Source organism: Marinitoga lauensis, from assembly GCF_004135675.1.
In the GTDB taxonomy this organism is placed as follows: Bacteria; Thermotogota; Thermotogae; order Petrotogales; family Petrotogaceae; genus Marinitoga; species Marinitoga lauensis.
Window position 1 is genome coordinate 230,172 of the sequence record NZ_QHLX01000003.1, and the last position, 14,172, is coordinate 244,343.

Consider the following 14,172-nt stretch of genomic DNA (forward strand, 5'->3'; position numbering starts at 1 on the left):
TTTTGTGATTAAAGCTAAAAATTTAGTAAAAAAGTTTGGTGACTTTATTGCAGTAGATAATGTAAATCTAAACATTAAAAGCGGGGAGATTTATGGATTTTTAGGACCAAATGGCGCTGGTAAAACCACGACAATTAGGATGTTAACAGGAACATTGAAACCTACAAGCGGAGAAATAGAAATACTTGGTATGGATATGAAAAAAAATGAGATAAAAATAAAGGCAAATATAGGGGTAGTTCCTGATGAGCCAAAAATGTATGAAAATTTAAAAGGGTCAGAGTTTATTGAATTTATTATGAATATATATGAAGTTGATAAAGATGAATCAAAAAAACGCCTTGATGAAATTTGTGAAGCATTTGAAATAGATTATCTTGATTCGTTTATAGGTGATTATTCTCATGGAATGAAACAAAAATTAATGGTTGCATCTGTTTTGATGCGAAAACCAAAGGTTATATTTTTAGATGAACCAACTGTTGGATTAGATGCAAAATCTGCAAAAATATTAAAAATGTTATTGGAAAAGTATTCTAAAGAAGGAGCAACAATATTTTTAACAACACATATTCTGGAAATTGCAGAAAAAATGTGTGATAGAATTGGAATTATTTCTTCTGGTAAATTAATTGCAGAAGGAACTTTAGAAGAATTAAAAGCTCTTTCAAAGACATCTGAAAAACAATCACTTGAAGATTTATTCCTTGAATTAACAGGTGCAGGTGAATTAGATGATATTATAAAAGAACTTTAGGGGTGATTATATGAAAAACAAAATATGGTTGATATTAAAATATTCATATCAAAATAAAATAAGGCCTAAAAAGAAAAAAGATGGGACATATAAAAAGTCCAGTCCTTTAAATGCATTAATTGCTTATTTAGTTCCAGCGGTTATATTCGGAGCATCATTATCGCCTATTTTGTATATGATGTTTAAAGACCTAAATATTCCTTTTTCTCAGTTTGGAATTGATTTACCATGGAGTATGCTTGATGTAGTATTTTCTATGTGGTTTTTATTAATGGGATTTATGTTTTTTATCAATTATTCTCCCGCTATTGTTGCCAATCTATATGAAAGTGATATGACACAAATATTACTTTCTATGCCTTTAAAACGTTCGGATATCTATATTTCCAGTGCAATAGATAGTCTTGTTATGGCAGGATTACCGCTTGGTATGATGATTCCTGTGTTTGTAATATATGCCATTATCGCAAAAACCAATATATTTTTTTCAATATTAGCAGGTTTGGGATATATTTTAATACTTTTATTAATTTCAAATTTAGGTGGAGTTTTATTTTCAAAATTTTTAACTAAAACATCTGCCAAAAGAATGACAATGATAATGTATTTTATAAGTATATTTCTGTATGTGGGAATAACTAATATTATTCCGAGAATAATGGAAAATGCTTCTCCAGCACAGGTTGCAGAGTCCTTAAAGAAATTATCTTCATTATTGTTGAATTATGCATGGCCACACACATGGGTAATATTAACTATGAAAGGCAATTTTTTAGCTTTGACTATGTTATTATCTGTAATTATAATATTGGGATATATAGTATTTACAATTTCTAATTCATTGGAACTAACAGTATCACGTAAAAAAGGCAAAAAGAAAAATTATGAAATAAAATTCAAAACTTCAAGATTTCCAGCAATTAAAAAAGACTTTAAATTATTATTTAGAGATTCTCAAACGTTTTTTCTTATATTATATCCAGTATTTTTACCACTTATTTTTGTTTTCACATCTTCTGGTTCTGATGTTATGAGTTTTGTTTTTATAATGATTGCATCTATATATGCAGCAATGCTCTCTATTTTTTCCATTTCTTATGAGGGGAAAATATGGCCAATGCCAAAGCTTTTTCCTATTAGTATGGGAAATATGATATTTTCAAAAATTATGTTACCTATTTTGATTTTCTCTATTGAATATATAGCAATAGCATTATTATCTTTTATTTTTGGGAAAGCAACATGGGTAATTTTTGTAATGATTATACCGGTAATTACTCTGATTGTATATTCCTCAGTTTTAGGAGTTAGTATGTATTTGAAGAATCCAAAAAGAGATTTATCTCAGAAAAATATTATTAAAGGTAAGGAAGTAATGTATCTTGAAGGGGTTATAATGGGATTTAGTTTTGGTATTTTTATTCCAGGCAATTTATATATACTGTCTTTTGAAAATCCTCAATTAAAAAGTAAGTTTATTGATTTTCTATTTGATTCAAAACTTTTATATCATTTGGTGGGAGGATTTTTGCCTATATTTTTATTGATTTTAATTATATATTTAACAGGAAAAGAGATAAATAAAGTAAAAGAAAGAATGTTGAAATGGGAGTGAAACAGTATTCTAAGTAATTCTTAAGGAAATTAAGATATAATATTATTACAACCCTTAAAATAAATAACAAACAGACAAATTTAGCTCCCATCAGGGAGCATTTTTTTATGATATAATTTTTTGTGGGTAATAAAATATAAATATTAATAGAAAGAGGTGGGGTATGGTTACAACAGATTTATCCAAAAAGATTATAGATAATGTGGGGATAGTTATTAAGGGGAAAGAAGAACAAATAAAAATGGTATTAGCAGTATTTTATTCTAATGGTCACGTGTTGCTTGAAGATGTTCCAGGAACTGGTAAAACTATGTTAGCTCGTGCTTTAGCGAAATCATTTGATTTAAATTTTAAAAGAGTACAATTTACACCGGATCTATTACCAAATGACTTAATAGGATTATATATATTTGATAAAAATAAAAATGAATTTATACTGAAAAAAGGTCCGATTTTCACAAATATACTATTAGGAGATGAAATTAACAGAGCTACTCCAAGAACACAGTCGGCATTGTTAGAATCATTAGCTGAAAATCAAGTATCAATTGATGGGATAACACATAAATTGGAAGATAATTTTTTTGTCATTGCAACACAGAATCCAATAGAATATGAGGGGACATTTCCGCTGCCAGAAGCACAATTGGATAGGTTTATGATAAGGCTCAATCTTGGATATCCAGATTTTGAAAATGAGATTAATATGTTAATATCCCAGGAAAAAGAACATCCAATAAATAAAATAAATAAAGTTTCTAATAATGAGGAAATAAGAAAAATAAAGGATGAAATAAAAAATGTACATGTTTCTGAAGAAATAAAAAAATACATAGTAGATATAGTAAATCGAACAAGAAATCACAAAGATATAAAGATAGGAGCCAGTCCGAGAGGCTCAATTGCATTAATGCAGTTATCTAAAAGTATTGCAGCTATTGAAGGAAGAGATTTTGTTATTCCAGATGATGTAAAAAAGATAGCCCTTATGTTCTTGCGCATAGAATAATATTAAAAGCAGAAGCAAAAATAAAAAAAGTATCAACATATAAGTTAATAGGTGAAATATTAGAAGAAGTTAAAGTGATAAAGTAGATGATAGCATGAAATATAAAATTAAAAGTCTGGTAATAATGACAGTAATATCAATATTATTTAATCTATTTTATTTTAGCAATTATACAATATTGCTATTAGCTCTTGTAGGTTTCGGCTGGTATGAGTTTTTTCAAAAGAAAAAAGTATTTAAAAATTTAGATATTAAATATGATATAGAATATGAAAAATGTTTTATTGAGGAAGAAGTTGAATATAGATTATATTTAACAAACAATTCAGATGAAGACATAATTATAACAGTTTCTCCGTCTAACTTATTAAGTAGATTAAGACCACCTTTTCAAAAAATCAAATTATCAGCCAATGAAAAAAGAAATTAGTATTCGTTACCTCTTTTGGAACACGTGGAATAAAAGAGATAGGGTATATAAGTATTAATTATAAAACTCCATTAGGATTTGAATTCTGGAAAACAAAAAAAGTGGAAAAAACCATAGAAGTATTGCCAGAATTTATTTATTCTGAATTCAATAAAGAAAGTTTAAAAAAATTATTGCCCGGGCAAAAATCTAATATAAGGGTATTAGAAGATGTAACTTACGTAGAAAATATTGATGAATATAATAATGAGCCTATGAATAGAATAAATTGGAAAATCTCTGCAAAATACGATAAATTAATGGTAAAAAAATATTCTCATACATCTACGGGAAAAATATATATGTTTGTAGATTTAAACCTTCCAGACGGAATTCCTAAAAATAATGTTTTCTGGAAAAGTGAAAGAAAAATATATGAGGAGTATGCACTAAAAGCAGCTGCAAGTATTATCAGGTATCAAAAAATGAAACATGAAGATGTAAATCTGGTATTAATAGGGAAAGAAGTAAAAAAATATTCTTCAAAGGAATGGCTTGACTATTTTGATCTATTATCCAGTGCAAAAGGTACAAATGATCCAGAATTTAGATTAGATACAATAATAAAAGAAGATATACCTTATTTTACCTATGAGGATACAGTAATAATAATTTCTATACATTTAACAGATGAAATTATTCCAGACTTAATAAGAATAAGAGCAAAAGTTTCAAAGGTTGTAGTATTAATAATGCCATATGGATTCAGGATTGAAACAGAAGGCAAGTTAGATATAAAAGAACATGATATGTTTAGAGTTGAAGCAATAGATCTTGAAAAAAAGGCTGTTTTATTGGAAGAAAACCATATAATAGTAAGATTAGTATCTCCAAATAGTTCTTTAACAGAAGTATTTGAAACAATATAAATGGAGGGGATTTCATTGAAAAATCAAAGGGTATTATATTTATTATCTATATTTTTAACCTTTGTGCCTTTTAATTTCCATTCTGGAATAGTGATTTTTTTACTGGGAATTTTATTTTCCTTTTTATTTATTAGAATAAGAAAATTTGGAATGCCATATTATATAGCTTTTTTGTCTTTAGCAGGTATATATACTCTGGTATTTTTTCTTTTAAATGCAACAGGATCAAAAAATTTACTTTATAGTTTTAATTTAATTGCTATTGTAGTGTTGTCTTATTATTTGCCGCTTAACCCTGGAGACATTATAAAATTTACATTTATATTTTTGATATCTATTATATTATTAAGAAATTTGATTAATCCCATATTTCCACTTATAACTTTTATTGTTTCACTTATTGAATTATTTAAAGAACAAAAAAATAAGAAAATCTTTGTTTCACTTTTTTCTATATTTATAATATTTAGTTTGTGGAATTTTAATACATATTATAATCCATTTAAAGAATTTCATCTCTCACCAGATACTCAGTTATTAAAAGAAAAAAATTAGAAAATGAAAAATAAATGAAATTATAAAAGGTAATAATTATAATGTTAAAAAAACAGTTGTAGAAAAAAGAAGAAAGAATATACAGGAGATATAAATGTAGAAGAAAAATCAATGATTCAGTTGAATAATAAGGTTATAGATGTTATAGTATTGATAAATATCTTTATAGGTGGAATAATATCTATTATCCTAGCAATTATTACGTGGAAATTATTTACAAAGAAAGAAAAAAGAAAAATAATAATTTCACTTATAATATTTTTTTCAATATGGGCATTAATGGGAACAGGTATAGCATATATGAAAAGAGGAAGATTGCCTCTGGATAAAAGTGAGTTATTCTCTGGTAACGTTAATACTAATGTTCAAAATAAAACTATTGATGCAAATTATTCAGGACACCAAATGAATATATTTAGAGAGATAGCGGCTTCACCAAGAACGGCATTTATAAAATTATATCAGGAAATAAAATGGATCTTTTTTATAGTATCCATTTTGCTTGGTATTACTGCTGTAATATTTATTAGAAAATTTTTTATTAATCAAGAAAAAGAGGAAAAGGAAATAGAAAAATTCTCTATCGATAAACTTGATTATGAAGATATACCCTATTTAATAGAAGAAGGATATAAATATATCAGAAAAAGATTTTTCAGGATATTTTCGTATTTAACTCCTTATGAATTACTAAATAAAATACAATATCCTGAAGAATTTAAACTTTTAACAAATCTATTTGTTTTAAAAGAATATGGTGAAAAAAACTATGAATATACGGAAGAGGAAATAAAAAATATAATAAAGAAAAGCATAAACTTTTTAAAGAAAATAGTAGTTATTAAATAAAAATTAAGAAACTATTTCCTTCCCATTTTAAAAGTGTGAGGGTTAATGAAAGAGAAAAGATAAATGTTAAATAACATAATAGTTCGGATACCGAATTGTATAAATTAAAATATATAATTAAATTGAAATCATTAAATGGGGAGGGAGAAAAATGAAAATAATAAAAAACTTTTTAAACAAGAAATTAGGATATATGGAGAATAAAGTTTCAGAAAGTGAAATTGATAGTTTAGTAGAGAATTTTAAAGAGGAAGCATTAGAATTATATATGAGTAATAACATAATATAAGAAGCCCAGATTAAAGGGCTTCTTTTTCTATTCTGACAGTACTTACATCCCAATAAACTGCAAGTCCATCAAAATTGCATTTTTTAATTTCTTCAATTAATTTTCTAATCTTTTCTTTTTCATCGATAACTTCTATTATAATTGGTAAATCTTCGCTCAAAGTAAAAAAATCTGCTCTATGAACATGATGTTTTTCTCCAAATCCATAACGCCTTTAAGTACAGTTACACCTTTTAAACCGTGATTATAACATAATTTAACTATGTGCTTATATGCAGGCTCATGACCACAATGGTCACTTTCACCCAAATAAATTCTTAAAAAATTCATGATCCCATCCTCCCCAGCGCATATCCTAAAAAAGCAAATAAAAGTCCCAGGATAATACTAATTGATAAATATAACAAAGAATATAACGTAAAAGATTCTTCACTTAATACAATAGTTTCATACATGAAAGTAGAAAAAGTAGTAAAAGAACCTATAAAACCAGTTGCGAAAAATAACATAAAACTTTTAGGAAATTCTAATTTATATATACCTAAAGACATTAAAAAACTTAAAACAAAAGCACCTAAAATATTTACAAATAGAGTTCCATATGGCATATTGCCAAGAGAAAAAGAGAATTTATATATTTTGATACTAAGTATCTTGAAATGGCACCCAGAAAACCACCAAGGCCTATGTATATTAAAGTCATAATTAAACCTCCATTAAACTTAAACGGAGCCATCTGGCTCCGTTTAAATTATTTTACTCTGGCTTTTAATTCTTTACCAGCTTTGAATTTAGGTACTTTTCCACCAGGAATTTCGATAGCTTCTTTTGTTTGTGGGTTAACACCTTTTCTTGGTTTTCTTTCTACAACTTCGAATGTTCCAAATCCAACAATCTTAACGCTTTCGCCTTTTCCTAAAGTTTCGGAAACAACTTCAACAAAAGAATCAACAAATAAAGCAGCTTCTTTTTTTGTAACATTAACTTTTTCAGCTAATGCACTAACGAGTTCCTTTTTGTTCATACATGCACCCCTATATATTGATATAAACGCATTTCAAAGGAATTTTACCACATTTTTGGCTTAAAATCAAGCAGTAATGTAAATTTTAGCGTTTTTTACTATGTAAAAATTCTTAATTCATTTTCAATTCTTTTCTTTTTAAAATAATACTAAAAAACACGTCACTATTTAGAAACCACTCAGGACTGGAAATGTAATATTTCTTTTGGTACAATATATTCGGTCGGTTGGGACGTGGTGCAGTTGGTTAGCATGCCGGTCTGTCACACCGGTGGCCGCGGTTCGAGTCCCGTCGTCCCGCCATAAAAAACTCCGGAATAATCCGGGAGTTTTTGTTATATATATAATAATCGAAAATTATATAAAAATACAGCTTAAATCAAATTCGATTTGCAGACTTATGTTATATAAATTAAAATCCCGGCAAAAGCCGGGATTTATTATTTAAAAATATTAGAAGCTTACTGAACCTTTTACGTATGCATTCCAGTAGAAAGATTTTCCGCCATATGTAGCATTGCTTAAGTGTAATCCAGATGTAATAGCATCATTTGGTGTGTAAGTTACATCTGCTGAGTATAAGAAATCAGCTGGTTCATTGAATGTTTCTTCAAAGTAATTTCCATCACTGTCAGTATCACTAAAGTTCTTTAATGATAAATCTACAGCAACTTTATCCATAGGTTTAACAGATACTGTAACCATATAACCTAAATTATTTGTAGCATCTTTTGTAGCTGCATGTAATTTATACCATACATCACCTGATACTGTAACCATATCTGCTTCATAACCAGTTTTTACATGAATATCAACAGCATATTCATCAGAAACTTTATCCAATGCAACTGAACCTAAAGTAACATCATAACCTGCTGAAACAGCGTCCATTGTTGTAGAACCTGATACTTTTGCTGATAAGTTTAATGGAGAAGCAATTTCTGTTCCATCAGCTTTAGAAACTTTTACACTTTCAATATTGAATAAATCATGAATTTTATTTGAGTATTCAACTGCATATGTATATGTCATATCTCCAGGTAATGGTAATGTGATTTTATCTGTTAATGATAAGCTTCCAGCTATTCCAAAATCTGCTGATAAATCAGCACCAAAAGTAACTTTTGTTGCATCTGAAACAGGTCTAATGAATTCTGGTAATGTAGCTGATTTTGCGTAATCAAATGTCATATGAGGAGTTACTGTAAACATACCTGATTCAAAATCTTTTGAATAGCTTGCAGATAACAAATATGCTGATGAACCATCATGAGAACCAAAGAATAAATCAGCTGTTAAACCTGCTAAAGCATCTTTTCCAGTTGTTTCAGCAGATACAGCGAATCCTGTTTTTGTTGCAGGACCAGCAACTGCTAATCTTGTTGAATCTGCTGACCAAGCAGCAACTGTTAAATCAGCATCAATCATAGAAACGGATAATGATTTTTTAGCTGCTAATAAATCACCATTTAACATTGTTGGATTATCTACATGTGTAGCATCTGTATCAACATCATAACCAGATGTTAAATCAACATATAATACATCAGCGTCAAAACCTTTTAAAGTAACTGCTGCATATCTGTCACCTACTACGGGCAATTGAGCATTTCCATCTGAATCATAAGTGTTGTATATAATATATTTTGAATAATCTAACATACCACCGTTGTTAAATAAAACTTTTACCATGTTGTCTTCGTATGTAATGCTTTTTAAAGTCAATGCAGGAACAGTATCCTTTGCCAAAGTAGATACATCTCCACTTAAAACAACTGATAACATACCTTCAGTTTTTCCACCATATGTAGCTGAATAACCACTTGAAAAAGCTGTAGTAACTTTTAATGAATTTGTTAAATTCAAATCCAAACCATTTTCATCAAAGCCAACTTCAAAACCAACACTACCTTCAAAAACTGGTTAGTAACTGACAATGTTGCAGGCACTTCTGTAGCTGCAAATGCAGATACCAATAAAGCTAATGCCATGACTAAAGCGAAAATCTTCTTCATTCAAACAACCTCCTTAAATATAATTTAATTTGATTTGATATAAACTGTAATTATTCTATCATATTCGTAAATAAAAGTCAAGAGTTTTTAACGTTAAATTAATTAATCAAATGATTATAAATTACCACTATTTCATTACAAATGGAACTACTAATGCAATACCTGCCAATGCTACCCCATAATAGCTAACATATTTGTCTTGTTTACTTTTTCTTCATTAGCAGCTACTTTTCCTTCAACATTAGTCATTCTATCGGATAAATCATTAGCTAAATATTGAACTTTCAATAAATCACCAGGAACATTAGATAATTGTGAAGATAGATTGTCTAATTGGTCTTGAAGATCTAACATATCTTCTGAAACCATATCAGCATTATTATAAGCTTTATATGCAACTTTCTTAAGTGTAGCAAGTTCATCATTTGCCTTTTTTAAATCTTTTGATAATTCTTCAACAGAAGATGTATCCGCTTTTTTAGCAATTAATGCTTTTATTTCACTATGTTCTTTAGCGTTTTGGCCAGCAACATAATCTAAGTCTGATCTTAATGTATCTAATTCTTCCCATAACCCATCAATGTTTTCGATGTTAACAGAAACATCATCTTTTAATTTTGGCAATGAATTTAATTTGTCAGATAAATCTAATACAGTATATTTTAGTTCTAAATAACTTCTTGAGCTATTAGCTTTTAAAGTGCTTAAACCGTTTCCTAATGCATTAACTTTTTTTGTTAGGTTAATTAATACATTTTGATTTGCTGTTACTGCAGATTCAACAGCACCTAATTTTACGCTTAAAGCTTTGTTATCTTCCATAGCTTTTGATTCTACTGAAGCTAATTTTTGTTCAAAAATTTTCATAACTGTTTCTACTCTCTTTATATCCTCTGCTTTTGCTAATACAGGATCATTTTCAACATAAGTTAATGTGTCTGATAATAATACAGCAATTTCGGCTTTTGTCAAAACAATGTCAGGATTGAAGTTATCTTCCATTGGAAGGATACCCCTATTTGCTAAATCCATAATGTAATCATATGCCCAATGATCTTCGGGAACATCTTTAAATGCAAAAGATAATACTCCGAAAAGAACTAATGCCAATACTAAAAGTGTTTTACGCATACGCTCTACCCCCTCTTTTAAATTTTGAATTTTTGATTATTAAAACGCACTAATTATATTATACTATAAAATACTAAAATTCTATCAATTAGTATTTAGTTTAAAAAATCGTCTTTTCCCAATTCTTAAGACTTCATCGCCATTAATTTCTAATAATTGGAAAGGATCATCGATTTTAACATCATTAATTTTTACAGCACCTTGATTTATAAGTCTTTTCGCTTCGCTTCTACTGGAAACAGATTTTGTTTTCATTACTAAATCGATTGCACTTATATTTTTTTCAACAATAATTTCTTTCATTTCGTCTGGAATATTTTTTTTCTGGAAAACTTTTATAAATTCATTTTGAGCATATTCTGCTTTTTCTTCATTGTGAAAGAATTTAACGATTTCGTAAGCTAAACGCATCTTAACATCTCTTGGGTTTATTGAGTTATTTTTCATTTTTCTTCATATTCTTTTATTTCATTTTCACTTACATCGGTTGCTAATCTCATATATTTTATTATTAATGTATCTGGTATTGACATAACCTTTCCGTACATATCAAATGGTTCATCTTCAAAAGCAATATAATTATCATATGATTTACTCATTTTTAAATTTCCATCAGTGCCTTCAATTATAGGCATAGTTAAAACTATTTGAGGCTGTTGACCATAAGCTTCTTGAATTTTTCTTCCCACAAGAAGATTGAATAATTGATCGGTCCCACCTATTTCGACATCTGCTTCAACCATTACTGAATCATAAGCCTGTGCCAAAGGATACATGAATTCAGAAACACTTATAGGTTCATTGTTAGCCAATCTCTTTGCGAAGTCATCCCTTTCAAGCATTCTTGCAACTGTATAATTGGAAGATAATTTTATAACATCGTAAAAACTCAATTTATCCAACCATTCACTATTATATCTAATTTCTGTTTTCTCAGGATCCAAAATTTTAAATGCTTGTTTTTTGTATGATTCAGCATTTTGTTCAACTTCTTCTTTTGTAAGCATTGGTCTGGTTTTTGAACGACCAGAAGGGTCACCAATTCTTGCAGTAAAATCTCCGATGATTAAAACTACCTGGTGACCTAAATCTTGAAATTCTCTTAATTTTTTTAATACAACAGCATGACCCAAATGCAAATCAGGCCTTGAAGGATCAACTCCTAATTTAATTCGTAAATTTTTTTTGGATTTTAAACGCTCTTTTAAATCTTCTTCTGTTATTAAATCTATCGTATTTCTTTTTATGATGTCAAATTGCTTTTCAAAATCCACTATTCAATCACCTCGCAAGGAGTGCTGCTGTTACAAAACATGAAATCATAAATAAAACTCCAGTCCATAATGCCATTTTTGCAGCTGGATCAAAGCCTTTTTCCCTGCCGAACATTGTGTGTGCAGCACCAGAACCGAAAGCTCCACCCAATTCTGCGTTTTTTTGCATTCTGTGCAAAGCAAAATAAATCAAAGCAATAGATAATACTACATGAACTATAACTGCTAATATTGTTAAAATTGACACTTCATCTGCCTCCTTTTCCCTTTTTCTGCATACATCTCAAAAAATATTATACACTAAAACTTTTGATAATTCAAGTAAAAAATGAATTTATTAAAAAAGTCATGATGATGTTTTTATGAAGTTAAATTATGTGAAATGGATTTTAAATATAATATTGTTAAAATTTATTAGAAATATATGGACGGGAGGTGTATTAATGCCAATATACAGATATGTTTGTGAGAAATGTGGACATGAATTTACAGTAATGCACGGTATGAGTGAAACACCAGAAGTTTTTTGTGAAAAATGTGGAAACTTAGCTAAAAAAGGAATAGGAAGGGTAGGTATTTCTTTTAAAGGAAGTGGTTTTTATATAAATGATTCAAAAAAATCCAGTAATTCAGTATCATCAAGCGAAAAAAATAAGGCGGTTTTAACCGCCTTATATCCCCACTAAATTATTAAATGTTATCTTTTCCCTTGCCACCTCTTTTCTTATCGAGTCTTTTTGAATACTCGGATAACTTTCTGTCGCTGTCTCTCAAGAATCTTGTGAGTTTCTTTTCAAACTCGTCATCTTTCTTTTCTTCCTGGACATCTTCAGTTTTCAAGGAGAGCTCTACTTTACCGTCTTTTGTTTTTCCAATGATTTTTCCTTCGAGTTCTTGACCAACTTTTAAAAAGTCAGAGATGTTTTTTACATAGTCATTTGAAATCTTTGAAATGTGAATAAAACCTTCTTCACCAGATTCTAGTGTAACAAAAGCTCCGAATTTTTTAATGTCTTTTACCGTTACTTTCACAGTTTCGCCAAATGCCATACTTTTAGCCACAAATACTACCTCCATAAAATAATTTATATATAACAATATGGGAGGTTATCCTCCACCTATGAGTTGAGAAATTTTGCGTATTTGTTCTTGAATTTTTGAACTCTTCCTTCTGTATCGATAATTTGAGAGCTTGTTTCACCCAAATAAAATGGATGACATTTTGAACAAACATCAACACGGAAATTATCTTCTGTGCTGTAAAGCTGATGTTCAGCACCACAAGCACACTTTACAGTGATGAGTTTCATTTCAGGGTGTATTCCTTTTTTCATGTTATTCACCTCTATATTATAATATTTTTGTCTGACAAATTATAACATATTCTCTTTTCTTAGTCAAGAAAGAATTTATATTTTAATAAACAATTATATTAAAATTTAATTATTAGAAATGGTGATAACTAAAATCTCTGGAGGTGAAAAAAGTCTGATATTAAACCATGCCCCGAGTCCCTATTTATATACATCAATTTATTATTACTAAACTTTTTTTCTCCACGCATATAAAATGCATACTTTTTCAAAAATAGTTTGGTTATAAAAGGAATGTAAACCTGACCGCCATGGGTATGACCTGCTAAAATAAGGTTTGCCTGATCAAAAGCTTCTTTGTTATAAAATATTGTATCAGGAATATGTTCCATTACTATTGTATAACTTGCATTTGTTGTATCAGCATAAGATAATTTTTTATAGATTGGTAGTCCTATGAGTTTTAGTGTGAAATTACCATAATACAAGCTTATAGAATTATCATTTATTAGGTGTATGTTGTTGCTATTATATACATCATTTACCATATTTAAATCGTAATAATCCCAATTTCCATAAACAGCATACACTGGAGCAATTTCACTTAATTTTTTAAAAAATATATTTAAACTATTTTTGTCAGTATTTTTTACAATAGAATCTCCAGTATAAAGAATTAAATCAGGTTGTTCTTTTTTTATTTCATTTAAGATTTTATCATGAAAAAAAATATATTTATATATGTGTAAATCTGTGATATCAATAATTTTTATTGGCTTTTTAATATTTTGCTTTATACTTAGGTAACTTTTTTTTATTGAAAAAGGTTCAATAAAAAAGGCATAAATGATAATCAAAAAAATTATAAATAAAATAGTTTTTGTAAAATTTTTCATGCAATCACCTTATCTGAATAAATGTTTAAATTTTTTAAAATAATTATGAATATTTAATTCTTATTTGATATTATACCAGATTATTATAAGTTATAACATTTATTATT

At 28.3% G+C, this 14,172-nt stretch carries 17 protein-coding genes, 1 tRNA gene and 3 pseudogenes; 10 read left to right on the forward strand and 11 right to left on the reverse strand.

Annotation, left to right across the window (positions count from 1 at the left end):
• Positions 1–4 precede the first annotated feature (4 nt).
• From DJ007_RS06260 to DJ007_RS14670, 8 genes and pseudogenes are all read left to right on the forward strand, one after another.
• A complete protein-coding gene (locus tag DJ007_RS06260; protein ID WP_129408794.1) occupies positions 5–757 on the forward strand; it encodes an ABC transporter ATP-binding protein in 753 nt (250 codons plus the stop codon).
• A 10-nt stretch (positions 758–767) separates the two neighbouring features.
• Entirely contained in the window at positions 768–2,372 is a 1,605-nt protein-coding gene (locus tag DJ007_RS06265; RefSeq protein ID WP_129408795.1) for a permease-like membrane multi-spanning protein, read from the forward strand.
• 163 nt (positions 2,373–2,535) lie between these two features.
• Positions 2,536–3,467, forward strand: a pseudogene (locus tag DJ007_RS06270) (AAA family ATPase).
• Between the two features lie 8 nt (positions 3,468–3,475).
• Positions 3,476–3,811 carry a hypothetical protein gene (locus tag DJ007_RS06275; RefSeq protein ID WP_129408796.1) on the forward strand — a complete coding sequence of 112 codons (336 nt, stop codon included), beginning with the start codon at positions 3,476–3,478 and terminating at the stop codon, positions 3,809–3,811.
• 101 nt (positions 3,812–3,912) lie between these two features.
• Positions 3,913–4,719, forward strand: a complete 807-nt coding sequence (locus DJ007_RS06280) for a DUF58 domain-containing protein (RefSeq protein ID WP_129408797.1) — start codon at positions 3,913–3,915, stop codon at positions 4,717–4,719.
• 15 nt (positions 4,720–4,734) lie between these two features.
• Positions 4,735–5,274 (forward strand): hypothetical protein, encoded by a 540-nt coding sequence (locus tag DJ007_RS06285; protein WP_129408798.1) that lies wholly within the window; start codon positions 4,735–4,737, stop codon positions 5,272–5,274.
• Between the two features lie 111 nt (positions 5,275–5,385).
• Positions 5,386–6,123: a hypothetical protein gene (locus DJ007_RS06290; protein WP_129408799.1), complete on the forward strand. Its 738-nt coding sequence runs from the start codon at positions 5,386–5,388 to the stop codon at positions 6,121–6,123.
• Positions 6,124–6,274: 151 nt separating this feature from the next.
• A complete protein-coding gene (locus tag DJ007_RS14670; protein ID WP_165974044.1) occupies positions 6,275–6,412 on the forward strand; it encodes a hypothetical protein in 138 nt (45 codons plus the stop codon).
• A gap of 10 nt (positions 6,413–6,422) precedes the next feature.
• On the opposite strand, the pseudogene DJ007_RS20070 reads toward DJ007_RS14670, so the two are convergent.
• From DJ007_RS20070 to DJ007_RS06305, 3 genes and pseudogenes are all read right to left on the reverse strand, one after another.
• Positions 6,423–6,742, reverse strand: a pseudogene (locus tag DJ007_RS20070) (DUF190 domain-containing protein).
• Positions 6,739–7,020, reverse strand: coding sequence for a fluoride efflux transporter FluC (locus tag DJ007_RS20075; protein WP_206076176.1), 282 nt, complete (start codon positions 7,018–7,020; stop codon positions 6,739–6,741). The pseudogene DJ007_RS20070 and the gene DJ007_RS20075 overlap by 4 nt, the downstream one beginning before the upstream one ends.
• A 143-nt stretch (positions 7,021–7,163) precedes the next feature.
• Positions 7,164–7,436, reverse strand: a complete 273-nt coding sequence (locus DJ007_RS06305) for an HU family DNA-binding protein (RefSeq protein WP_129408800.1) — start codon at positions 7,434–7,436, stop codon at positions 7,164–7,166.
• A gap of 229 nt (positions 7,437–7,665) precedes the next feature.
• Here DJ007_RS06305 and DJ007_RS06310 point away from each other — a divergent pair.
• Positions 7,666–7,739, forward strand: a tRNA-Asp gene (locus DJ007_RS06310).
• Between the two features lie 150 nt (positions 7,740–7,889).
• Here DJ007_RS06310 and DJ007_RS06315 read toward each other — a convergent pair.
• The 5 genes and pseudogenes from DJ007_RS06315 to secG all read right to left on the reverse strand — a co-directional run bounded on the left by DJ007_RS06315 (position 7,890) and on the right by secG (position 12,103).
• Positions 7,890–9,308, reverse strand: coding sequence for a hypothetical protein (locus DJ007_RS06315; protein ID WP_129408801.1), 1,419 nt, complete (start codon positions 9,306–9,308; stop codon positions 7,890–7,892).
• Entirely contained in the window at positions 9,299–9,451 is a 153-nt protein-coding gene (locus tag DJ007_RS14675) for a hypothetical protein (RefSeq protein ID WP_165974045.1), read from the reverse strand. Before DJ007_RS14675 ends, DJ007_RS06315 begins: the two co-directional genes overlap by 10 nt.
• Before the next feature lie 171 nt (positions 9,452–9,622).
• The gene (locus DJ007_RS06320; protein ID WP_129408802.1) at positions 9,623–10,582 is read right to left on the reverse strand and encodes an S-layer homology domain-containing protein; all 960 of its coding nucleotides are present in this window, start codon (positions 10,580–10,582) and stop codon (positions 9,623–9,625) included.
• An 84-nt stretch (positions 10,583–10,666) separates the two neighbouring features.
• A pseudogene (gene tyrS, locus DJ007_RS06325) lies at positions 10,667–11,856 on the reverse strand (tyrosine--tRNA ligase).
• Positions 11,857–11,863: 7 nt separating this feature from the next.
• Positions 11,864–12,103 (reverse strand): preprotein translocase subunit SecG, encoded by a 240-nt coding sequence (gene secG, locus DJ007_RS06330; RefSeq protein WP_129408803.1) that lies wholly within the window; start codon positions 12,101–12,103, stop codon positions 11,864–11,866.
• Between the two features lie 196 nt (positions 12,104–12,299).
• On the opposite strand from secG, the gene DJ007_RS06335 reads away from it, so the two are divergent.
• Positions 12,300–12,542 (forward strand): FmdB family zinc ribbon protein, encoded by a 243-nt coding sequence (locus tag DJ007_RS06335; protein WP_129408804.1) that lies wholly within the window; start codon positions 12,300–12,302, stop codon positions 12,540–12,542.
• 4 nt (positions 12,543–12,546) lie between these two features.
• Here the strand turns inward: DJ007_RS06335 and DJ007_RS06340 are convergent, their stop codons facing one another.
• The 3 genes from DJ007_RS06340 to DJ007_RS06350 form a co-directional block, all read right to left on the reverse strand.
• Positions 12,547–12,906, reverse strand: coding sequence for a S1 RNA-binding domain-containing protein (locus DJ007_RS06340; protein ID WP_129409018.1), 360 nt, complete (start codon positions 12,904–12,906; stop codon positions 12,547–12,549).
• Between the two features lie 68 nt (positions 12,907–12,974).
• Positions 12,975–13,190, reverse strand: coding sequence for a 50S ribosomal protein L31 (gene rpmE / locus DJ007_RS06345; RefSeq protein ID WP_047265630.1), 216 nt, complete (start codon positions 13,188–13,190; stop codon positions 12,975–12,977).
• Between the two features lie 128 nt (positions 13,191–13,318).
• Complete coding sequence (locus DJ007_RS06350) at positions 13,319–14,026, reverse strand: metallophosphoesterase (protein ID WP_206076178.1); 708 nt, start codon at positions 14,024–14,026, stop codon at positions 13,319–13,321.
• Between the last annotated feature and the right edge of the window lie 146 nt (positions 14,027–14,172).

Bases quoted from the DNA above. Each gene is read 5' to 3' on its own strand.
- rpmE (WP_047265630.1), bottom strand. From the start codon at position 13,190: ATGAAAAAAGGAATACACCCTGAAATGAAACTCATCACTGTAAAGTGT.
- DJ007_RS06305 (WP_129408800.1), bottom strand. From the start codon at position 7,436: ATGAACAAAAAGGAACTCGTTAGTGCATTAGCTGAAAAAGTTAATGTT.
- DJ007_RS06265 (WP_129408795.1), top strand. From the start codon at position 768: ATGAAAAACAAAATATGGTTGATATTAAAATATTCATATCAAAATAAA.
- DJ007_RS06290 (WP_129408799.1), top strand. From the start codon at position 5,386: ATGATTCAGTTGAATAATAAGGTTATAGATGTTATAGTATTGATAAAT.
- DJ007_RS06320 (WP_129408802.1), bottom strand. From the start codon at position 10,582: ATGCGTAAAACACTTTTAGTATTGGCATTAGTTCTTTTCGGAGTATTA.
- DJ007_RS06335 (WP_129408804.1), top strand. From the start codon at position 12,300: ATGCCAATATACAGATATGTTTGTGAGAAATGTGGACATGAATTTACA.
- DJ007_RS06275 (WP_129408796.1), top strand. From the start codon at position 3,476: ATGAAATATAAAATTAAAAGTCTGGTAATAATGACAGTAATATCAATA.
- DJ007_RS06340 (WP_129409018.1), bottom strand. From the start codon at position 12,906: ATGGCATTTGGCGAAACTGTGAAAGTAACGGTAAAAGACATTAAAAAA.
- DJ007_RS14675 (WP_165974045.1), bottom strand. From the start codon at position 9,451: ATGAAGAAGATTTTCGCTTTAGTCATGGCATTAGCTTTATTGGTATCT.
- DJ007_RS14670 (WP_165974044.1), top strand. From the start codon at position 6,275: ATGAAAATAATAAAAAACTTTTTAAACAAGAAATTAGGATATATGGAG.
- DJ007_RS20075 (WP_206076176.1), bottom strand. From the start codon at position 7,020: ATGCCATATGGAACTCTATTTGTAAATATTTTAGGTGCTTTTGTTTTA.